The following is a 20,901-nucleotide window of genomic DNA, read 5'->3' as shown; positions in this document are numbered from 1 at the left end:
GGCAGGCAGATACCCATGACCACCAACGACGCGCGCCCCAACATCGTGCTCATCATGACCGATCAGCAGCGCTTCGACTCGATCGCGGCCCTCGGCCACGACCACGTCGACACGCCGCACCTCGACCGCCTCGTGCGCGAGGGCACCGCATTCACCAACACCTACGTGGCCTCGCCCTCCTGCGCACCGTCGCGGGCGAGCCTGTTCACGGGGCTGTACCCGCACAGTTCCGGTGTCTTGCGGAATGACGACAAGTGGTCGCACTCCTGGGTGGAGCTGTTGGCGGCGGAGGGGTACCGCTGCACCAGCGTGGGCAAGATGCACACCTACCCGTATGAGGCGTCGGTCGGATTCCACGAGCGGCACGTCATCGAGAACAAGGACCGTGCACACCCGAATCTGCCGTACTTCCTCGACCAGTGGGACAAGGCCATCTGGATCCGGGGCCACGAGAAGCCCTCCCGCGTGACGTACCGCACGCGGGAGGACTACTCGGAGCGCCTCGGCGCATTCGAGTGGGAGCTGCCGGACGACCTGCACGCCGACAACTTCGTCGGCAACCTGGCCCGGCACTGGCTGGACACCTACCCGGACAAGAACGCGCCGTTCTTCCTGCAGATCGGGTTCCCCGGGCCACACCCGCCCTACGACCCCACCGCGAAGCACCTCGAGCCGTACCTGGGCCGGGCGATGCCGGAGGCCAAGCGCACCCAGGCCGACTTGGACTCGCAGCCCACGCCGCTCAAGGAGTTGCGCAAGCACCACCAGGCCAACGACCACGACGCGATCGTGCAGCTGGAGAACCCCACGGCCGAGCAGCTCGAGCGCCAGCGCCGGCACTACTTCGCCAACGTCTCGCTGATCGACGAGCAGGTCGGCGGCATCCTCGATGCCCTCGACGAGCGCGGCGTGCTCGAGAACACCATCGTGGTCTTCACCTCCGACCACGGTGACGCCCTGAACGACCACGGCCACTCCCAGAAGTGGACGATGTACGAGCCGAGCGTGCACGTGCCCGGCATCATCTGGGGCCCCGGCCGGGTGAAGGGCGACCAGCAGCTGAGCGGCCTGGTGTCGCTGATGGATGTCGCGCCGACGCTGCTGGAGCTGGCCGGCATCACCCCGCCGGTCTGGATGGAAGCCGAGTCGCTGCTGCCCGCGCTGCGCGGCGAGGAGTGGAGCGGGCGCCGCTACGTGTTCTCCGAGCACGCCCGCGACTTCATCCTCACCGAGACGGCGCTCATGACGATGGTGCGCGACGAGCAGTTCAAGCTCGTCGAGTTCATCGACTACGACGAGGGCCAGCTCTTCGACCTCGCCGCCGACCCGCACGAGGAGACCAACCTGTGGAGCGAGCCGGAGCACGCCGAGGTGCGCACCCGCCTGGAGAAGGCGATCTCGCACTGGCGCGCCACCAGCTCGATGCACACTGCAACGTGGGGCAAGGAATGGCGCTAGCCGGCCGCCCCAGCACCACCAGAGGAGACGAGATGACCACCACACCCGTGCTGCCAGAGACGATGCGCGTCTCGCAGCTGGACGCCGCGCACAGCGTGCGCCTGACCGAACGCCCCGTGCCGACGCCCGGCGCCAGCGAGGTGCTCGTGCGCGTCGCCGCCGTTGGCGTGTGCGGCAGCGACACCCACTACTACGAGCACGGACGGATCGGGCCCTTCGTGGTCACCGCCCCGCTCGTGCTCGGCCATGAGGCCTCGGGAACGATCGTGGCCGTCGGCAGCGGGGTGGATGCGGCACGCATCGGATCCCGGGTGTCGATCGAGCCGCAGAAGCCGTGCCGCGCCTGCGAGCAGTGCAAGGCGGGCCGCTACAACCTCTGCGCCGCCATGGAGTTCTTCGCAACGCCGCCGATCGACGGCGCATTCGCCGAGTACGTGCTCATCGAGCAGGATTTCGCGCACGACGTGCCCGACTCGATCAGCGACGCCTCCGCGGCGCTGGTCGAGCCGCTCTCCGTCGGAATCGCCGCCTGCCACAAAGCCGAGGTCACCGCGGGCTCGCGGGTGCTCATCGCCGGGGCCGGCCCGATCGGCGTCATCACCGCGCAGGTCGCCCGCGCATTCGGCGCGGTCGAGGTGCACATCAGCGATGTCTCCGAGCCGCGCCTGGCGTTCGCGCTGCAACACGGGGCCACCCATGCCCACCTCGCGGGGGCCCCGCTGGAGCACCTCGCGGTTGACGCCTTCATCGACGCCTCCGGAGCCGCACCGGCCATCCGGGCCGGTATCCCCGCCGTGCGCCCGGCCGGCCGCGTGATCCTCGTCGGCCTCGGCGCCGACAGCCTCGAGATGCCGGTCAACCTGATCCAGAACAACGAGCTCTGGGTGACGGGCGTGTTCCGCTACGCGAACACCTGGCCGACGGCGATCGCACTGCTGGCCAACGGCAGCGTCAACCTCGACGCCCTCGTCACCGGCAGCTTCGGCCTCGACGAGGTCGAGGCGGCGCTGACCGCATCGAGGGACGGCGCCAGCATGAAGACGATCGTGACGCCCGCATCATGAGCGCCGGCGCAGCCGCGACGGCGACGTCCGTCGCCGTCGTCGGCGAGGCGCTCATCGATGTGATCCACCGCGCGGGCGGCGTCGAGGAGCACACGGGTGGCGGGCCGCTCAACATCGCCGTCGGCCTGGCGCGGCTGGGCGTCCCCAGTGCCCTCATCAGCGCCGTCGGTGACGACGAGCACGGCGAGCGCATCCGCGGCTACCTGGCCGAGAACGGCGTGACCCTGCACAACGCCGATGTGCAGGGAGCGGCGACGAGCACCGCGATCGCCCAGGTCAGCGCGACGGGCGATGCGAGCTACGAGTTCGCCGTCAACTGGGCCGTGGAACCGGGCGGGGTTGCGCTCGACGCCCCCGTGCAGCACGTGCACGTCGGTTCGCTCGGTGCCGTGCTGGCGCCGGGCGCCGACGCGGTCTTCGCGTGGGCGCAGGGCCTGCGCGCGAGCGCCAGCGTGAGCTTCGACCCGAACTGCCGCCCCCTGCTCGGCATCACGCCGGCCGAGGCGCGCGTCGCGGCCGAGCGCTTCGTGCGGAGCAGCGACATCGTGAAGGCCAGCGAGGAGGACCTCGGCTGGCTCTACCCCGGGCAGAGCCCGGTGGAGTCGGCACGGCGGTGGGCCGAGATGGGGCCGGAACTCGTGGTCGTGACCCGGGGCGGCGACGGATCCGTCGCGCTGACGCCGGGCGGCGCCGAGGCCATCGTGGTGGATGCCGTGCGCAGCCTCGGCCTGGTCGACACCGTCGGGGCCGGCGACTCGTACATGGCGGCGCTCGTCGCCGCGATCGACGACGCGGCGGCCATCGGGCCGGAGCGGCGCGGCCGCCTCGACGAGGAGACGCTGCGCTCGGTGCTGCGCTACGCGAGCGCGGCCGCGGCGATCACCTGCTCGCGGGCCGGGGCCAACCCGCCCACCCGCACAGAGGTCGCCCGCCTGCTCTGACGCGCCGGCGCTTGAGCGCCCAGCCGGAGCCTCCGTGTGACACGCCGTGCCCCCGCCCGGGGCACGGCGTGTCTGCGTTTCCACCGGCGGGCCGCACTCCCGTTGGCTCGAGGAGGCGCCAGCGACCGAAACCAACCGGCCCGGGTCGCAGTTATCCCGCGAGCACCTTGTTGATGCGCTGCAGGGAGACGCTCTCCGCGGTGCGCAGCTCCTGCGCGAACAGGCTGATGCGCAACTCCTCCAACATCCAGCGGGCCTTCACGAGGTTCGCCGGCGCGTGCGGCGCCAGCGGGATCGTGCCGCCGGCATTGCGGAACGCGGTCTGCGCGGCCTCGATCTCGGTGAGCCCGACCCGGTCGCGACCCGGGTTCGCCACGAGCTTCTCAACGCGCACGCTGATGCCGCCGAGGTAGCGCGGCAGGTGCCGCAGCCGCTCCAGCCCGGTCTGCGAGACGAAGCCGGGGTAGACCAGCCCATCCAGCTGCTGCCGGGCATCCGCCAGCGCCGACATGATCGTGATGCTGCTCGCCGCCTTGAGTGCCTTGTCGGCCTTGCGTGCAGCGGTGAGGGCGCTGGTCACCATCTTCACCGTCTCGAACATGGTGTCCATCACCACGGACGACACCCGGTCGCGCACCGTCTCGAACTCGGCCTTGCTGAACACGAGCCCGTCCGGCTTCACCCGGAACAGCACATCGTCGACGCAGGCGGCCAGGCAGTCATCGAAGAGCGCCTGGGTGGTGCGGTACGGGCTGGCCGCCAGCGTGAGCTTCTCGTTGCCGGTCAGGTGCTTCTGCACGTAGCTCGACGGCGACGGCACGGCCAGCAGAAGCAGGCGCCGGATGCCGCCGGGCATCGCCCGCGCCTGCTCCTCTGCGGTCGTCAGCAGTCGCAGCGCGACGCTCTGGCCCTCGTCGACCAGCGCCGGGTAGGCGCGGATCGTGTTGCCGCCCTGCTGCAGGTCGACGAAGCGGGGGATCTCGGTGCCCTGCTGGTCCGGTCCGTTGCCCGGAATGCTCGGCAGCCCGGTGGGGAAGGTTGTGAGGCCGCTGCGCTCGACGAACGCGGAGGCCGCCGGGGCTCCGGGGCCGCCGGGCCGACCAGGGCGCCCGCCGCGCGGCTGCACGCTGAAGTCGCCGGTCTGGGGGTCGTCGGAGCCCGGCCGCCCGCCGCGTCGGCCACGGCCGCCGGCATCCGGGTCGGCGAAGCTGCTCGCCACGGCGTCGCGGGCCCGCTCGCTGAGCCGGCCCTGCAGTGCGCGCAGGTCCTTGTCGCTGTCGATCTCGCGGCCCTTCCCGTCGACGACGCGGAAGGTGACCCGCAGGTGCGGCGGCACCCGGTCCAGGTCGAAGTCTGCGCCGGTGACGGGGATGTGGACGAGCTTCTTGATCACGGCGGCGATGGCCTCGGTGAACGGCGTCACGGTGACGGGGGCGGTGCTGCGCGAGCCGGCCGCGCCGCCCTCCGGGCGCTCCGGCAGCTCGGCGGCGATCTTGGCCGCCCAGTCGGCCGCCGGGACGACGTTGCGCCGGATCACCTTGGGCAGGCTCTTCAGCAGCGCGGTGATGAGCTCGCCGCGCAGGCCGTCCACCTGCCAGTCGAAGCCCTCCGGCCGCAGCCGGGCCAGCAGGGTCAGCGGCACGACGACGCTCACGCCGTCGTCGACCGCGCCCGGCTCGAACTTGTAGCGCAGCGTGAAGACCTGGTCGTCCTGGCGCCAGCTCGGCGGGAACAGCGTACTGTCGGCCTCGCTGCTGACGTCCTCGGGCACGAGGGCCTCGGCCGTCATGGTCAGCAGTTCCGGCGTCTCCTTGTGCGCGGTGCGCCACCAGGTCTCGAAGCTGCGGGTCGAGGCCACCTCGGGCGGGATCCGCCGGTTGTAGAACTCGAAGACGGCCTCGTCGTCGACCAGGATGTCGCGGCGCCGGGTGCGCTCCTCGAGCTGCTCGAGCTCGGCGCGCAGCCGCTTGTTGGCGCGGTCGAAGGCCGTCAGGCCGGCGTTCAGCCGCGAGACGTCCCACTCGCCCTCGACGAGCGCATGCCGGATGAACAGCTCGCGCGCGTAGTGCGGGTCGATGTTGCCGAACTGCACCCGGCGCTTCGGCACGATCGGCACGCCGTACAGCGTCACCTTCTCGTAGGCGATGACCGAGCCCTGGCTCTTGGACCAGTGCGGCTCGGAGTAGCTGCGCTTGCAGAGGTCGCCGGCCAGCGGCTCGGCCCAGGCCGGGTCGATGGCGGCGTTGGTGCGGGCGAACAGGCGGCTGGTCTCGACCAGCTCGGCGCTCATCACGGCATCCGGCTGCTTCTTCGCCAGGGCCGAGCCGGGGAACAGCGTGAACCGGGCCTGCCGGGCGCCGATGTACTCGCCCTTGCCGCGGCGGGCGCCCGCCGCCTCCTTCGATCCGCGCGGGCCGCTCGCCTTCGCCGCCTGCGCCTGGTCCTTCAAGCCGATGTGGCTGAGCAGGCCGCTGAGCAGGGCGCGGTGGATGCCGTCGGGGTTCGGCGCACTCGCCTCGCCATCGCGGGAGGTCTCATGCACCGTCAGCCCCAGCGGCTTGGCCAGCTGGCGGAGCTGCCGGTAGACGTCGTTCCACTCGCGCACACGCAGGTAGTTGAGGTGCTCGGCCTTGCACAGCCGGCGGAACGCGCTGGAGCCGAGCTCGCGCTGTTGCTTCTCGAGGTAGTTCCAGAGGTTCAGCAGACTGAGGAAGTCGCTCGTCGGGTCGGCGAAGCGCGCATGCTTCTCGTCGGCCTGCTGGCGGCGCTCGAGCGGGCGCTCGCGCGGATCCTGGATGGTGAGGCCGGCCACGATCGCCAGCACGTCGCGGCTGACGTTCTGCGTCTTCGACTCAATCACCATGCGGCCGAAGCGCGGGTCGATGGGCAGCTTGGCCAGCTGCTGGCCGATGCGGGTGAGCCTGGGGGCGGCGGATGCCGCGGCCGTCTTGCCCGCGCGAATCGCGCCAAGTTCAGTAAGCAGGTCGAGGCCGTCCTTCACGCCGCGGGAATCCGGCGGAGTCAGGAAGGGGAACTTGGCGATGTCGCCGAGGTCGAGCGCGATCATCTGCAGGATGACGGCGGCCAGGTTGGTGCGCAGCACCTCCGGCTCGGTGAACTCGGGGCGGCGGTTGAAGTCCTCCTCCGAGTACAGCCGGATGGCGATGCCGTTGCTGGTGCGGCCGGAACGGCCGGAGCGCTGGTTGGCGCTGGCCTGCGAGATGGCCTCGATGGGCAGCCGCTGCACCTTGGAGCGCACGCTGTACCGGCTGATGCGGGCGGTGCCCGCGTCGATCACATACTTGATGCCGGGCACGGTGAGGCTGGTCTCTGCCACGTTGGTGGCGAGGACCACGCGACGGCGCACACCGGCGACCGTCGAGGGCTGGAACACCCGGTGCTGGTCGGCGGCGGAGAGCCGGCCATAGAGGGGGAGCACCTCGGTGACGCCGGCGCGACCGCCTGCCGAGGCCCCGTAGTGACCGCGCACGGCCTCCTCGGCATCCCGGATCTCGTTCTCACCGGAGAGGAACACGAGCACGTCGCCGCTGGACTCACGGTTCAGCTCGTCGAGGGCCTCGAGGATCCCCTGCAGGTAGTCCTTGTCGTCGGCGGGGTTGGCCGCGCCGGTCTGCTCCTCGTCGTCCTCATCCAGCGATTCCTCGGCCACCAGGGGCCGGTAGCGGATCTCGACCGGGTAGGTGCGACCGGAGACCTCGATGATCTTCGCCGGGGTGCCGTCGGCATCCGCGAAGTGCTTGGCGAAGCTCTCCGGGTCGATAGTTGCCGAGGTGACGATCACCTTGAGGTCTGGCCGCTTGGGCAACAGCTCCTTGAGGTAGCCGAGCAGGAAGTCGATGTTGAGGCTGCGCTCGTGCGCCTCGTCGATGATGATCGTGTCGTAACGGCGCAGCAGGCGGTCGCGGTGCATCTCGTTGAGCAGGATGCCGTCGGTCATCAGCTTCACGCGGGTGCTCGCCGTGGCCTTGTCGGTGAAGCGCACCTGGTAGCCGACGAGCCCGCCGACCTCCTGGCCGAGCTCCTCGGCGATGCGCTCCGCAATGGTGCGGGCGGCCAGCCGGCGCGGCTGGGTGTGGCCGATGCTGGTGCGGCCGAGCTCGAGGCAGATCTTGGGGATCTGCGTCGTCTTGCCGGAACCGGTCGCGCCGGCCACGATCACAACCTGGTTGTCGCGGATGGCGTCGGCGATCTCGTCGCGCATCGCACTCACCGGCAGCTCGGGCGGGTACGTAATCTCGGGGATCGCGGTGTCAGTCATCAGCCCTCAATCGTACGCGGTCACCTTGCTCGCCCGGCATCGGCGGCCAGCGCCATTTCGTTGCCCTCTGCGCCACTTGAAGTGGCGCAGAGGGCGACGAAGTGGCGCAGGGCGAAAGAGTTGCGCAAAGCCATTGACAAGGCAAAGCACTTTGCATTACAAAGTACACATGACCTACAACACCGAGCCCCAGCGCACCGACGACGCCGCCGAGATGCTGGCCGTGATCGCGGCGCAGCAGCTCCGGGTCGACCGGATGATGCTGCGGCCGATCCCCTGGATGCTCGGCCTCTGGGGCGTCGCGTGGCTCGTCGGCTTCACGCTGCTCTGGTCGGCCTACGAGGGCGGCAACCCCTGGTTCAGCATTCCGATGTCCGTGGCCGCACCCATCTTCGGCATCCTGATCGCCGGGGCAGTCGTCGCGTCGATCATCATCGGCATCCGCCTCGGCCGCGGGGTCAAGGGCGTCTCCACCTTCGCCGGCGCTGTCTACGGGGTGTCTTGGTCTCTCTGCGGCATGGCCTTCGCGGCGCTCGGCATGGGCCTCATAGCCAACGGACTCTCCTCCGAGCTGGCCAGCATCTACTTTCCCTCCGGCTTCGCCCTGATGTGCGGCACTCTCTACCTGGCCGGCGCCGCACTCTGGCGCCAGGTGAGCATGCTGGTGCTCGGCATCATCATGCTCGTCGTCGGCGCCATCGCCCCGTTCTTCGGTGCGCCCACCAACAACATCGTGATGGCCGTCTTCGGCGGCGGCGCGCTGCTCATCGCCGCCATCATCTTCGCGGTGCGACTGCGCCAGGGGCGGTGACCGGCATGTCACCCACCCAGCAGGGCGAGCTCGACCCGGTCATCCACGCCGCGGCCCGCCTGAAGATCACCGCGACGCTCGCCACGCTCCCGGTCGGGGACCGCATCACGTTCCCCCGGCTGCAGGAGCTGCTCGACATGACGCCGGGCAACCTCTCGACCCACCTGCGCAAGCTCGAGGACGCCGAGTACGTCCTCGTCGACAAAGAGCACCAGGGGCGAACCCCCGTCACCTACATCGCCCTCACGAAGGCCGGCCGCCGCGCCTTCGAGGATTACACCGACGCACTCAGGCAACTCTTGGGAGGAACAGCATGAGCACCCTCGCCCAGCTCCACCGCGTGACCCGCCGCTTCGGCGACGTCGTCGCCGTCGACGACGTCACCCTCACCATCGAGGCCGGCAGCATGGTCGGCCTGCTCGGCCCGAACGGGGCCGGCAAGACCAGCCTGATCTCGCTCATCAACGGGCTGCGCCGGCCGACATCCGGAACGGTGACCCTGCTCGGCCGCTCGCCGCAGGACGTGCGCTCCCGGCAGAGCCTCGGCAGCACGCCGCAGGAGACGGCGCTGCCGCCGACGCTCAAGGTCGGCGAGGTGATCGACTTCGTCGGCAGGCACTTCGAGGACCGCCAGCCCACCGAGGCGCTCGCCGAGGAGTTCGGCCTCACCTCCCTGCTGGGCCGGCAGACCGGCGCGCTCTCCGGCGGCCAGAAGCGCCGGCTCAGCGTCGCGCTCGCCTTCGTCGGCCGCCCTAAGCTCGTGCTGCTCGACGAGCCGACCACCGGGCTCGACATCGACGGCCGGCACGCGCTCTGGGCGGCGGTGCGCCGCCAGCACGAGGCGGGCGCCACCGTCGTCGTCACCAGTCACTACCTCGAGGAGATCGAGGCGCTCGCCGAGCGCGTCGTCGTCATGGAGGGCGGGCGGGTCATCGCCGACGACAGCCTGCAGGCCATCGTCGGCCAGGTCGGCGTGCGGCAGATTCGCTTGCGCACCCCCGAGGTCGCCGCGGTCAGCGCGCTCCCCGGCGTTGCGCGCGCCGAGGCCGAGGGCGAGGGCGCGGATGCCGCGGGCGTCGTGCTCTACGCGGCCGACTGCGACCAGCTGATCCGCGAGCTGGTGCGCTCCGGCCTCCCCTTCGCCGATCTCGCCGTGCGCGGGGCGACGCTCGAGGAGGCCTTCCTCACGCTCACCGACTCCGGGCGGGCGCACTCCAACCGGGCGGCGTCCGCCGAGGCCGCTGCGGCATCCGCACCCTACGCAACGGAGGTCTCGCGATGAGCACCCTGTCCCTCACCGTGCTGCACACCAAGTACAACCTGATCGAGACCGCCCGCGTGCCGATCGCGATCATCAGCGCGCTCGCGTTCCCGACACTCGCCCTGCTGTTCTTCGTCGTGCCTCAGCAGGTCGTCGCCGGCAACGCGCTGTACGCGACCCAGGCCGTGATCTCGCTCGCGGTGTTCGCGGTGATGTCGAACGCGCTGTTCAGCTTCGGGCTGACCATCTCCGAGAACAGGGAGAAGCCGTGGGACCCGTACCTGCGCACCCTGCCGGCGCCCGGCATCGCCCGCGTGCTGGCGCAGATCTTCGCCACCGGCACACTCGGCCTGGCGGCGATCATCCCCGTCATCGTTGTCGGCGGGCTGTTCACCGCCGCAGAGGCCTCGCCGCTGCGTGTGCTGGCCGGCTTCGTCGCGCTGGCGGTCTCCTCGCTGCCGTTCATGCTCATCGGCATCTGCATCGGCTATTCGATGCCGTCCAAGGCCGCGATCGCCGTCGTGCAGATCGTCATGTTCGGCATGGCGTTCGCCGGCGGGCTGTTCCTGCCGCCGATGCTGTTCGCCGACTGGCTCAACACGCTCTCCAAGTTCATGCCGTCCCGGCAGGCCCGCGAGCTCGTGATCTGGGCGGTGCAGGGCGGGCAGCTGGAATGGTGGGTGTGGGTCGGCATCCTCGCCTGGACCGTGGTCGGCTTCGCCGCCGCACTGCTCCTCTTCCGCCGCGACGAGGGCCGCCGCTACCACTGAGCGTCGCCGCTGCCACTCAACGTCACGGTGGCGGCATCCATGATGGAATGGATCCATGAGCAACGAAGCCGGCACGAGCGCAGTCCCCACGATCACCCTGAACGACGGCCACACGATCCCGCAGCTGGGGTTCGGCGTCTTCAAGGTGGAGCCGGCCGAGACCGAGCGCATCGTCACTGACGCCCTCGAGGTCGGATACCGGCACATCGACACGGCCCGCATCTACGGCAACGAGGCCGGCGTCGGCCGGGCCATCGCCGATTCGGGCATCGCCCGCGACGACCTCTTCATCACCACCAAGCTGTGGAACGACGACCAGGGCACCCAGTCCGCCTTCGACGCCTTCGAACGCAGCCTCGAGCAGCTCGGCCTCGATGAGGTCGACCTCTACCTGATCCACTGGCCCGCCCCGGCGAACGACCGCTTCGTCGAGGCGTGGAAGGCGCTCGAGAAGATCCGCGAGACCGGCCGCGCCCGCTCCATCGGAGTCTCCAACTTCACCGTTGCCTACCTGACACGCCTGCTCGCCGAGACGGATGTCGTTCCGGCCGTCAACCAGATCGAACTGCACCCGGCGCACCAGCAGCCGGCGACCGCCGCGCTCAGCGCGGCCAACGGCATCAAGCTCGAGGCGTGGGGGCCGCTCGGCCAGGGCAAGTACAACCTCTTCGAGCTGCCTGAGGTGACGGCGCCCGCCGAGGCGCACGACAAGACGCCCGCCCAGGTCGTCATCCGCTGGCACCTGCAGCAAGGCAACATCGTCTTCCCCAAGTCCACCCGGCGCGCGCGCATGGCCGAGAACTTCGATGTCTTCGACTTCGAGCTGACGGATGCCGAGCAGCGGGCGATCACTGGGCTGGAGCGCGAGGGCCGAGTCTCGGCCAGCCCCGACGACGTCAACTAGAGCGACGCCACAGCCCGACACGCCCGGTGGTGGCGCCGCTTTGCGCGGTGTCGGGGGCGCACGTATTGTTGTCTCTTGTCACCCCACAGGTGCGGCCAGCTGGTTCAGCTGCCGGCCTCAAGCGGGACAAGATCTTAGCCACAAATCTTCGGGTTCCCGCATTTGCGAAGCCCGGGTTTCACGCCTAAGATTATAACTCTCCTCTTCTTCTCCTCGTGTTCGAGTTTGAGTCGGCTCTGGTTTTCATGCCATGAGTGTCTGATTCGCTCGGTTTGACACGGGGCGGTGATCTGGTAAGTTAGACAAGTTGCCTCGGAGCGACACCCGCGAGAAAGCGGGAGAATCCGGGTGCATCCGATCCTTGAGAACTCAACAGCGTGCACAATGTCAAATGCCAAAAAACCCGGATCACCTCGGTGATCGGGATTCCTTTGGAAAACATTTAAACAACAAAGCAAGTCAGTAATGATTTGTTCTGTCAGTTTCAAACTTGCTGAGATGTCCGCCTTTTTCCGGTGGCGTCGAAGCGCAAAATGTGACGCCAGCTTGCTGGTTAGTCGTATAAACATTTACGGAGAGTTTGATCCTGGCTCAGGACGAACGCTGGCGGCGTGCTTAACACATGCAAGTCGAACGATGAAGCCGGGTGCTTGCACCTGGTGGATTAGTGGCGAACGGGTGAGTAACACGTGAGTAACCTGCCCTTGACTCTGGGATAAGCGTTGGAAACGACGTCTAATACCGGATACGACCCTCGGAGGCATCTCCTGGGGGTGGAAAGAATTTCGGTCAAGGATGGACTCGCGGCCTATCAGCTAGTTGGTGAGGTAATGGCTCACCAAGGCGACGACGGGTAGCCGGCCTGAGAGGGTGACCGGCCACACTGGGACTGAGACACGGCCCAGACTCCTACGGGAGGCAGCAGTGGGGAATATTGCACAATGGGCGAAAGCCTGATGCAGCAACGCCGCGTGAGGGATGACGGCCTTCGGGTTGTAAACCTCTTTTAGTAGGGAAGAAGCGAAAGTGACGGTACCTGCAGAAAAAGCACCGGCTAACTACGTGCCAGCAGCCGCGGTAATACGTAGGGTGCAAGCGTTGTCCGGAATTATTGGGCGTAAAGAGCTCGTAGGCGGTTTGTCGCGTCTGCTGTGAAATCTGGGGGCTCAACCCCCAGCCTGCAGTGGGTACGGGCAGACTAGAGTGCGGTAGGGGAGATTGGAATTCCTGGTGTAGCGGTGGAATGCGCAGATATCAGGAGGAACACCGATGGCGAAGGCAGATCTCTGGGCCGTAACTGACGCTGAGGAGCGAAAGCATGGGGAGCGAACAGGATTAGATACCCTGGTAGTCCATGCCGTAAACGTTGGGAACTAGATGTGGGGGCCATTCCACGGTCTCCGTGTCGCAGCTAACGCATTAAGTTCCCCGCCTGGGGAGTACGGCCGCAAGGCTAAAACTCAAAGGAATTGACGGGGGCCCGCACAAGCGGCGGAGCATGCGGATTAATTCGATGCAACGCGAAGAACCTTACCAAGACTTGACATATACGAGAACGGGCCAGAAATGGTCAACTCTTTGGACACTCGTAAACAGGTGGTGCATGGTTGTCGTCAGCTCGTGTCGTGAGATGTTGGGTTAAGTCCCGCAACGAGCGCAACCCTCGTCCTATGTTGCCAGCACGTAATGGTGGGAACTCATGGGATACTGCCGGGGTCAACTCGGAGGAAGGTGGGGATGACGTCAAATCATCATGCCCCTTATGTCTTGGGCTTCACGCATGCTACAATGGCCGGTACAAAGGGCTGCGATACCGCAAGGTGGAGCGAATCCCAAAAAGCCGGTCTCAGTTCGGATTGAGGTCTGCAACTCGACCTCATGAAGTCGGAGTCGCTAGTAATCGCAGATCAGCAACGCTGCGGTGAATACGTTCCCGGGCCTTGTACACACCGCCCGTCAAGTCATGAAAGTCGGTAACACCCGAAGCCGGTGGCCCAACCCCTTGTGGGAGGGAGCTGTCGAAGGTGGGATCGGTGATTAGGACTAAGTCGTAACAAGGTAGCCGTACCGGAAGGTGCGGCTGGATCACCTCCTTTCTAAGGAGCACGTGCAGTCCGCCTCTGTATACAGGGCGATCAGACACTGCCAGCCATTACGGGAACACATGTTTCCCGGTGGCGCTCATGGGTGGAACATTGACATTGCAACAACATCAGATTCCCTGGTTCCAGTACGCCACTTCGGTGGAAGGAACGAGTCGGGGGGTGGAGGGTTGTTGGAGCACGCTGTTGGGTCCTGAAGGACCGGGTCACGTTTTGACGTGGACGACCTTCTGGACTTCGGCCGACACCGGCACAGGCGCAAGCCGGCGGGTGTTGGGGGAGTACCGCCCGTACTTTGAGAACTACACAGTGGACGCGAGCATCTTAGATTGACACTTCGGTGTCAATCACAAAGATTTTTAGGACAACAGGCTTTGCTTGTTGTTCGACTAATCATTGGTCAATTTTTCTGAACGAAAGATCGATTCAAACTCATGTGATTTCAAGATTCTAAGAGCAAACGGTGAATGCCTTGGCATGTAGAGCCGAAGAAGGACGTAGTAATCTGCGATAAGCCTCGGGGAGTTGATAAACGAACCCTGATCCGAGGATTTCCGAATGGGGAAACCCCGCCGGGCCCCTTGTGGTGACCCGGTGACTCCCGCCTGAATATATAGGGCGGGTAGAGGGAACGTGGGGAAGTGAAACATCTCAGTACCCACAGGAAGAGAAAACAACAGTGATTCCGTTAGTAGTGGCGAGCGAACCCGGAAGAGGCTAAACCGATCATGTGTGATAGCCGGCAGGCGTTGCATGGTCGGGGTTGCGGGACTTTTCTGCTGATTCTGCCGAACAGTAAGCGTTACAAAGGAATATAGACGAACAGGTTTGAAAGCCTGGCCACAGACGGTGCCAGCCCGGTAGTCGAAATGTTCCAATGGCGCGAAGAGTATCCCAAGTAGCACGGGGCCCGAGAAATCCCGTGTGAATCTGTCAGGACCACCTGATAAGCCTAAATACTCCTACATGACCGATAGTGAACAAGTACCGTGAGGGAAAGGTGAAAAGTACCCCGGGAGGGGAGTGAAATAGTACCTGAAACCGTTTGCTTACAAACCGTTGGAGCCAGTCTGATTCTGGTGACAGCGTGCCTTTTGAAGAATGAGCCTGCGAGTTAGTGATCAGTGGCGAGCTTAACCCGTGAGGGGAATGCGTAGCGAAAGCGAGTCTTAATAGGGCGAATGAGTCGCTGGTCCTAGACCCGAAGCGAAGTGATCTATCCATGGCCAGGTTGAAGCGCGTGTAAGAGCGCGTGGAGGACCGAACCCACTTAGGTTGAAAACTGAGGGGATGAGCTGTGGATAGGGGTGAAAGGCCAATCAAACTTCGTGATAGCTGGTTCTCTCCGAAATGCATTTAGGTGCAGCGTTGCGTGTTTCTTGCCGGAGGTAGAGCTACTGGATAGCCGATGGGCCCTACAAGGTTACTGACGTTAGCCAAACTCCGAATGCCGGTAAGTGAGAGCGCAGCAGTGAGACAGTGGGGGATAAGCTTCATTGTCGAGAGGGAAACAACCCAGACCACCAACTAAGGTCCCAAAGCGCGTGCTAAGTGGGAAAGGATGTGGAGTTGCACAGACAACCAGGAGGTTGGCTTAGAAGCAGCCACCCTTGAAAGAGTGCGTAATAGCTCACTGGTCAAGTGATTCCGCGCCGACAATGTAACGGGGCTCAAGCACGCCACCGAAGTTGTGGCATTGATATTTTTGGTAGGCCTTCGTGGTCCAGCCGTATTGATGGGTAGGAGAGCGTCGTGTGGCCAGTGAAGCGGCGGTGTAAACCAGCCGTGGAGGCCACACGAGTGAGAATGCAGGCATGAGTAGCGAAAGACGGGTGAGAAACCCGTCCTCCGGAAGACCAAGGTTTCCAGGGTCAAGCTAATCTTCCCTGGGTAAGTCGGGACCTAAGGCGAGGCCGACAGGCGTAGTCGATGGACAACGGGTAGATATTCCCGTACCGCAGAAGAACCGCCCAAGCTAATCCAGTGATGCTAAGTGTCTGAATCCCCGTGACGGATCCCTTCGGGGTGATGCGTGTGGGCCTAGCACACGACCCTATGCTGGTGCGGTTAGCGTATTAACAGGTGTGACGCAGGAAGGTAGCCGAGCCGGGCGATGGTTGACCCGGTCTAAGAATGTAGGCCGAGAGATAGGCAAATCCGTCTCTCATATAAGGCTGAGACTCGATGGGTAGACGTAAGTCGAAATCGGTGATCCTATGCTGCCAAGAAAAGCATCGACGCGAGGTTCAATGTGCCCGTACCCCAAACCGACTCAGGTGGTCAGGTAGAGAATACTAAGGAGATCGAGAGAATCGTGGTTAAGGAACTCGGCAAAATGCCCCCGTAACTTCGGGAGAAGGGGGGCCTGATGGGTGAAGGGATTTACTCCTGGAGCTTTTGACGGCCGCAGAGACCAGTGGGAAGCGACTGTTTACTAAAAACACAGGTCCGTGCTAAGTCGCAAGACGATGTATACGGACTGACGCCTGCCCGGTGCTGGAAGGTTAAGAGGAACGGTTAGCCGCAAGGCGAAGCTGAGAATTTAAGCCCCAGTAAACGGCGGTGGTAACTATAACCATCCTAAGGTAGCGAAATTCCTTGTCGGGTAAGTTCCGACCTGCACGAATGGCGTAACGACTTCCCAGCTGTCTCAACCGCGAACTCGGCGAAATTGCACTACGAGTAAAGATGCTCGTTACGCGCAGCAGGACGGAAAGACCCCGTGACCTTTACTACAGCTTGGTATTGGTGTTCGGTGTGACTTGTGTAGGATAGGTGGGAGACTGTGAAGCTCGGACGCTAGTTCGGGTGGAGTCATTGTTGAAATACCACTCTGGTCATATTGGACATCTAACTTCGAACCGTGATCCGGTTCAGGGACAGTGCCTGGTGGGTAGTTTAACTGGGGCGGTTGCCTCCTAAAATGTAACGGAGGCGCCCAAAGGTTCCCTCAACCTGGTTGGCAATCAGGTGTCGAGTGTAAGTGCACAAGGGAGCTTGACTGTGAGACTGACAAGTCGAGCAGGGACGAAAGTCGGGACTAGTGATCCGGCAGTGGCTTGTGGAAGCGCTGTCGCTCAACGGATAAAAGGTACCTCGGGGATAACAGGCTGATCTTGCCCAAGAGTCCATATCGACGGCATGGTTTGGCACCTCGATGTCGGCTCGTCGCATCCTGGGGCTGGAGTAGGTCCCAAGGGTTGGGCTGTTCGCCCATTAAAGCGGTACGCGAGCTGGGTTTAGAACGTCGTGAGACAGTTCGGTCCCTATCCGCTGCGCGCGCAGGAAATTTGAGAGGATCTGACCCTAGTACGAGAGGACCGGGTTGGACGAACCTCTGGTGTGTCAGTTGTTCCGCCAGGAGCACCGCTGATTAGCTACGTTCGGAATGGATAACCGCTGAAAGCATCTAAGCGGGAAGCCGGCCTCGAGATGAGATTTCCATCCCTTTTAGGGGAGAGGCTCCCAGTAGACGACTGGGTTGATAGGCTGGATGTGGAAGCGAGGACTAAAGACTCGTGGAGCTGACCAGTACTAATAAGCCGATATCTTGAAAAACACTACACACACACCGTTGTAAGGCTGGTGTGTGCGGCACGGTGAGAGTCCGTGAGAAGCTTGCGTCCACTATGTGGTTCTCGATGTACGGTCGAGAACCGAACACACAACCAACAGCACTGTGCCCTCGGGCACAGGGTGTTGAGCTTGTGCTTGTTCGATTCACTTTGATACATCAACAGTGTTTCGGCGGCCATAGCGAGAGGGAAACGCCCGGTCACATTCCGAACCCGGAAGCTAAGACTCTCAGCGCCGATGGTACTGCAGGGGGGACCCTGTGGGAGAGTAGGACACCGCCGGACTTAACTTAGAAACACCAAGGAAGCCACCCCACGGGGTGGCTTTCTTGCGTTAACGCGCCACACGAGGAAGGCCGCCCACTTGGGCGGCCTTTTCTCGTTAACGGGGGCCGTGCAGAGCGGTTCCGCGCGCCAGACGTCAGGCGTATGGTGAGGGCGTCCCTTGATTTCGCCTCCCGATGAAAGTCCCCGCCCCACGCTCCACCGATCCACTTCCTCGCAGCCGCCCCAGCCCAGCTGCCCCGGAGCGTGAGGCGCTGCTCGAACGGGTGTACTCCCGCGAGGGAGCCGCCGAGCCGGTCCAGGACTATCGCGACGCCGAGACGGGGGAAACGTTTCGGATGCGGGCCTCGGAGTGGGCGCTGCGGGAGTACGACAGGCGCGAACTCGAGCGGCAGCAGGCACGCGCCTCTGCGCTGCTCGCCGCACAGCGCCAACCCCTGCGGGCAGAACGCGAAAGCGGGGCGTGCGGCATCCGCGGATTGCTCCTCGGCACCCCGCGGCGTGCGCTTGCCGCCGGACTGATCGGCGGCGCACTCGGCGCAACGGCCATTGCGCTCGTCGCCGAAGCGGTGAGCACAGAGTTGGAGACTCGATCCGTCGGGGAAGCGGCCATCCCCACGGTGCCGGCGCCCCTGGAGCCGCCCGCACGCGACTCCGATGCGCTGCGCCGTTTCACGCAGGCCAACCGGCGGGAAGAGACGTTCCCGCCGCTGCTCGGCAGCGTGTTCGCTCCGGACGCGATCGCCAACGTGTACCTTCCGTTGCCCGGGGCCTCCGGCCCGCGGATCTACGCGACGCGGTGGAGTGAGGACGTGGCCTGCCTGGTGCTCGTCACGACGGACGAGCGGGTGGCCGTCAGCTGCGGATCGGTGGAGGAACTCGAGCGGACGGGGCTGCAGCTGGACGCGTACCTGCCCAATGCCCTGACGGACCCGCTCGACCTCAGCTTGCTGACAACGGCGTCGATGCCGGACGCGCCGAGCATCATCCACGTGCGCTGGCGCCCGGACGGCACCTTCGACATCGAGGATCGCCCGGTGCGCGCCCACGACTCGACCGTGCCGTGACGCCGCGGTCCACGCGGTGAGCAGGGCGAATCGACGGGCCGGCCGGTCAACGCCGGCGCCGAGGCCGCCCGCCGATGAGCGCCGGTGGTGCATGATGTGATGATGCTCACCGCCGACATGTTCCCCACCGCGCACCCGCACTCGGCCGCTCCCGCCTCCGGGGGAGAGGACGCCCGCTCCCTGGCCCTCGCTGTGTCGGAACAGGCGATGCGGCAGCACCGGGACTCGAACATCGTCATCCTCGACACCCTCGAACGGGCCCGCTCCGCCCCGGCGCCGGGCGACGGGCCTCTGGCCGGCTTCACGCTCGCCGTCAAGGACATGATCGATATCGCCGGGCTGCCGACCAGCCGCGGCTCTGCCCTCTACGGCGGCCTCGACTCGCTGCAGAGCGCGGAGTGCGTCACCCTGCTGGAATCCGCCGGTGCCGCGCTCGTGGCCAAGGTCAACCTGCACGAGTTCGCGTACGGCGTCAGCAACGAGAACCCGCACTGGGGTGACGTGCTGAACCCGACCTACCCGCACCTGATCCCCGGGGGCTCGAGCGGCGGCACGGCGGCGGCCGTGGCGGCAGGCATCGCCCGCATCGGGCTCGGCACCGACACGGCCGGCTCGATCCGGATGCCGGCCGCCTGCTGCGGCGTCGTGGGCCTGCGCCCGCGCACCGGACGCGTGGCGGGGCGCGGCGTCGCCCCCTTGGCGCCCTCCTTCGACGTCGTCGGCCCGATGGCGGCATCCGTCAGCGACACCGCCCTCGCCTGGTCCGTGCTGAGCGGGGAGGCCCTCGCCGGCGCCCGCCCGCTGCGCGGCCTCGTGGTCGGCGTGATCGAGGGCTCCGTGGCCGCCGAGCCGCTGCGGGAGGCGGGTGCCGAGCTGCGCCCCTTCACGCTGCCGGACGGGGTGCTCGACGTGTTCTGGACGGCCTTCCGCGCCGAGGTGACGAGGACGCACGAGGGGACCTATCCCCGTTCCGCGGCGGCGTACAGCGAGAACGTGCGGGCCAAGCTCGCCGCTGCGTCCGGGGTGACGGCCGCGGCCCACCGGTCGGCGCTCGCGTCACTCGCCGTGATGCGCGAGGAGCTGCTGAGCCGGATGACGGGCGTCGACGTGCTTGCCAGCGACACCCTCGGCTGCCCGACGCCTCCCGTCGGCGCCGACGAGCTGGACTACCGCGACGACCTGGGCCGCCTCGTTGCTCCGTTCTCCGCGCTGGACCTGCCCGCCCTGGCGATCGGGAACCTGCAGATCGTCGGCCGCACCGAGGCCGAGGTGCTCGCCGTCGGGCTCGGCTGGGAACACGAGGTGGGCACGATTCCGCGCGCAGACGGAGTGTGACGGGGCCGCGCGGCCGGGCCGGAGGCCTCAGGGAGCGTCGGTGCGCGTCACCCCGAGCTCGGTGAGGATCTCGCCGACCGCGCCGAGGAACGCCCCCGTGGCCGGGCTCGCCCCCTCGGTGGGTGTGAGCGCGAAGACGCGGCGGGCCAGCCTGAGCTCCGGCACGTCGAGCACGCTGACGCCGTCCGGCAGTTGGTGCAGGGCGAGCATCGGGACGAAGGATGCCGCGAATCCGCCTGCGACGAGCTGCAGGGTCACGGTGTAGTCATCGGAGTGGGCGACGGTGCGCGGGCGGAGGTCGTGCCCGCGGAAGAGCCGGTCGATGATGGCGGCGTCGCTGGTGCCCGGGTGATGCACCACCCACGGCAGGTTTGCCAGTTGGTGGATCGTCACCGGCTCGTGCGCGTGCAGCCCCCAGCCGGCGGGCACCACGACCCGGTACTCGTCGTCGCCGAGCCACTCCTGCCGCATCGCCTGCGGCCAGCTGAGCGCGGTGTCACCCACCTGGTAGACGAGGGCGACGTCGAACTCCCGCCCGGCCCGGATCTCGCGGATCGTCGGTGAGGGGTCCGCGACCCAGAAGCGCAGATCGACGTCGGAGTGCCCCCACTCCGGCCGCTCCTGCAGCCTGGCCAGCAGCGGTCGCGCCAGGCTCGGGAACACGGCCAGCCTGAGGTCCACCACCGTCGCGCCGTGCGCGCTCGACGCCTCCGCCAGCAGGGCGTCGATGTCGGCCAAGACGCGAACCGCATGCCGTGCCATCGCCGTCGCCGCCTCGGTCGGATGCGCGCTGCGCCCCGAGCGCTCGAACAGCGGAACGCCGACGGCACGCTCGAGCGCCGCCATCTGCTGCGACACCGCGGAGGCGGTGTAGCCGAGCCTGTTGGCGGCGGCGGCAAAGGAGCCGAGCCGTACGGTCTCGAGCAGAGTGCGCAGGTGAATCGGATTGATCATTAGCGTTCCTTATGCTCAGCGCGGCAAGGTGTCGAGCCCCGACGCTGGGTATTGCTGGTGGTTTCCCATAATCTTGCATGACATTCCCACGTACG

The 20,901-nt window shown here is 66.1% G+C and carries 12 protein-coding genes and 3 rRNA genes; 13 read left to right on the top strand and 2 right to left on the bottom strand.

All coding sequences use genetic code 11. From position 1 onward, the window contains the following. Nucleotides 1–15 precede the first annotated feature (15 nt). The 3 genes from BLT62_RS17500 to BLT62_RS17490 are packed head-to-tail and all read left to right on the top strand — an operon-like array spanning nt 16 to nt 3,463. Nucleotides 16–1,458 (top strand): sulfatase family protein, encoded by a 1,443-nt coding sequence (locus BLT62_RS17500; protein ID WP_083362215.1) that lies wholly within the window; start codon nt 16–18, stop codon nt 1,456–1,458. A gap of 32 nt (nt 1,459–1,490) precedes the next feature. Continuing rightward, entirely contained in the window at nt 1,491–2,522 is a 1,032-nt protein-coding gene (locus BLT62_RS17495; RefSeq protein ID WP_083362209.1) for an NAD(P)-dependent alcohol dehydrogenase, read from the top strand. Continuing rightward, a complete protein-coding gene (locus BLT62_RS17490; protein WP_083365219.1) occupies nt 2,519–3,463 on the top strand; it encodes a carbohydrate kinase family protein in 945 nt (314 codons plus the stop codon). Before BLT62_RS17495 ends, BLT62_RS17490 begins: the two co-directional genes overlap by 4 nt. Nucleotides 3,464–3,614: 151 nt before the next feature. Here the strand turns inward: BLT62_RS17490 and hrpA are convergent, their stop codons facing one another. Beyond that, entirely contained in the window at nt 3,615–7,742 is a 4,128-nt protein-coding gene (hrpA, locus tag BLT62_RS17485; RefSeq protein WP_083365218.1) for an ATP-dependent RNA helicase HrpA, read from the bottom strand. Between the two features lie 169 nt (nt 7,743–7,911). Between hrpA and BLT62_RS17480 the strand changes: the two genes are divergently transcribed. From BLT62_RS17480 to BLT62_RS17435, 10 genes are all read left to right on the top strand, one after another. Continuing rightward, nucleotides 7,912–8,553 (top strand): hypothetical protein, encoded by a 642-nt coding sequence (locus tag BLT62_RS17480; RefSeq protein WP_083365217.1) that lies wholly within the window; start codon nt 7,912–7,914, stop codon nt 8,551–8,553. Nucleotides 8,554–8,558: 5 nt separating this feature from the next. Next, nucleotides 8,559–8,870, top strand: a complete 312-nt coding sequence (locus BLT62_RS17475; RefSeq protein ID WP_083365555.1) for a winged helix-turn-helix domain-containing protein — start codon at nt 8,559–8,561, stop codon at nt 8,868–8,870. Beyond that, complete coding sequence (locus BLT62_RS17470) at nt 8,867–9,835, top strand: ABC transporter ATP-binding protein (RefSeq protein ID WP_083365216.1); 969 nt, start codon at nt 8,867–8,869, stop codon at nt 9,833–9,835. The genes BLT62_RS17475 and BLT62_RS17470 overlap by 4 nt, the downstream gene beginning before the upstream one ends. Further along, nucleotides 9,832–10,584: an ABC transporter permease gene (locus tag BLT62_RS17465; protein ID WP_083365215.1), complete on the top strand. Its 753-nt coding sequence runs from the start codon at nt 9,832–9,834 to the stop codon at nt 10,582–10,584. The genes BLT62_RS17470 and BLT62_RS17465 overlap by 4 nt, the downstream gene beginning before the upstream one ends. A 55-nt stretch (nt 10,585–10,639) precedes the next feature. Beyond that, complete coding sequence (locus BLT62_RS17460) at nt 10,640–11,488, top strand: aldo/keto reductase (RefSeq protein WP_083365214.1); 849 nt, start codon at nt 10,640–10,642, stop codon at nt 11,486–11,488. Nucleotides 11,489–12,056: 568 nt separating this feature from the next. Next, nucleotides 12,057–13,584, top strand: a 16S ribosomal RNA gene (locus tag BLT62_RS17455). A gap of 446 nt (nt 13,585–14,030) precedes the next feature. After that, nucleotides 14,031–17,148, top strand: a 23S ribosomal RNA gene (locus BLT62_RS17450). Nucleotides 17,149–17,333: 185 nt separating this feature from the next. Further along, nucleotides 17,334–17,450, top strand: a 5S ribosomal RNA gene (rrf, locus tag BLT62_RS17445). The 16S, 23S and 5S rRNA genes sit together here, the layout of an rRNA operon. A 266-nt stretch (nt 17,451–17,716) precedes the next feature. Continuing rightward, nucleotides 17,717–18,517: a hypothetical protein gene (locus BLT62_RS17440; RefSeq protein WP_156786419.1), complete on the top strand. Its 801-nt coding sequence runs from the start codon at nt 17,717–17,719 to the stop codon at nt 18,515–18,517. An 84-nt stretch (nt 18,518–18,601) separates the two neighbouring features. Then, nucleotides 18,602–19,852, top strand: a complete 1,251-nt coding sequence (locus BLT62_RS17435; protein WP_156786418.1) for an amidase — start codon at nt 18,602–18,604, stop codon at nt 19,850–19,852. Between the two features lie 27 nt (nt 19,853–19,879). Here the strand turns inward: BLT62_RS17435 and BLT62_RS17430 are convergent, their stop codons facing one another. Next, a complete protein-coding gene (locus BLT62_RS17430) occupies nt 19,880–20,806 on the bottom strand; it encodes a LysR family transcriptional regulator (RefSeq protein WP_083365211.1) in 927 nt (308 codons plus the stop codon). Nucleotides 20,807–20,901 lie beyond the last annotated feature (95 nt).

Source organism: Microterricola viridarii (genome assembly GCF_900104895.1).
Classification (GTDB): domain Bacteria; phylum Actinomycetota; class Actinomycetes; order Actinomycetales; family Microbacteriaceae; genus Microterricola; species Microterricola viridarii.
This window is presented reverse-complemented; position numbering and strand designations above follow the sequence as displayed.

Excerpts from the sequence above, each read along its gene's own strand:
- BLT62_RS17480 (WP_083365217.1), top strand. The coding sequence starts at position 7,912 with ATGACCTACAACACCGAGCCCCAGCGCACCGACGACGCCGCCGAGATG.
- BLT62_RS17465 (WP_083365215.1), top strand. The coding sequence starts at position 9,832 with ATGAGCACCCTGTCCCTCACCGTGCTGCACACCAAGTACAACCTGATC.
- hrpA (WP_083365218.1), bottom strand. The coding sequence starts at position 7,742 with ATGACTGACACCGCGATCCCCGAGATTACGTACCCGCCCGAGCTGCCG.
- BLT62_RS17495 (WP_083362209.1), top strand. The coding sequence starts at position 1,491 with ATGACCACCACACCCGTGCTGCCAGAGACGATGCGCGTCTCGCAGCTG.
- BLT62_RS17430 (WP_083365211.1), bottom strand. The coding sequence starts at position 20,806 with ATGATCAATCCGATTCACCTGCGCACTCTGCTCGAGACCGTACGGCTC.
- BLT62_RS17460 (WP_083365214.1), top strand. The coding sequence starts at position 10,640 with ATGAGCAACGAAGCCGGCACGAGCGCAGTCCCCACGATCACCCTGAAC.
- BLT62_RS17475 (WP_083365555.1), top strand. The coding sequence starts at position 8,559 with ATGTCACCCACCCAGCAGGGCGAGCTCGACCCGGTCATCCACGCCGCG.
- BLT62_RS17470 (WP_083365216.1), top strand. The coding sequence starts at position 8,867 with ATGAGCACCCTCGCCCAGCTCCACCGCGTGACCCGCCGCTTCGGCGAC.
- BLT62_RS17490 (WP_083365219.1), top strand. The coding sequence starts at position 2,519 with ATGAGCGCCGGCGCAGCCGCGACGGCGACGTCCGTCGCCGTCGTCGGC.
- BLT62_RS17500 (WP_083362215.1), top strand. The coding sequence starts at position 16 with ATGACCACCAACGACGCGCGCCCCAACATCGTGCTCATCATGACCGAT.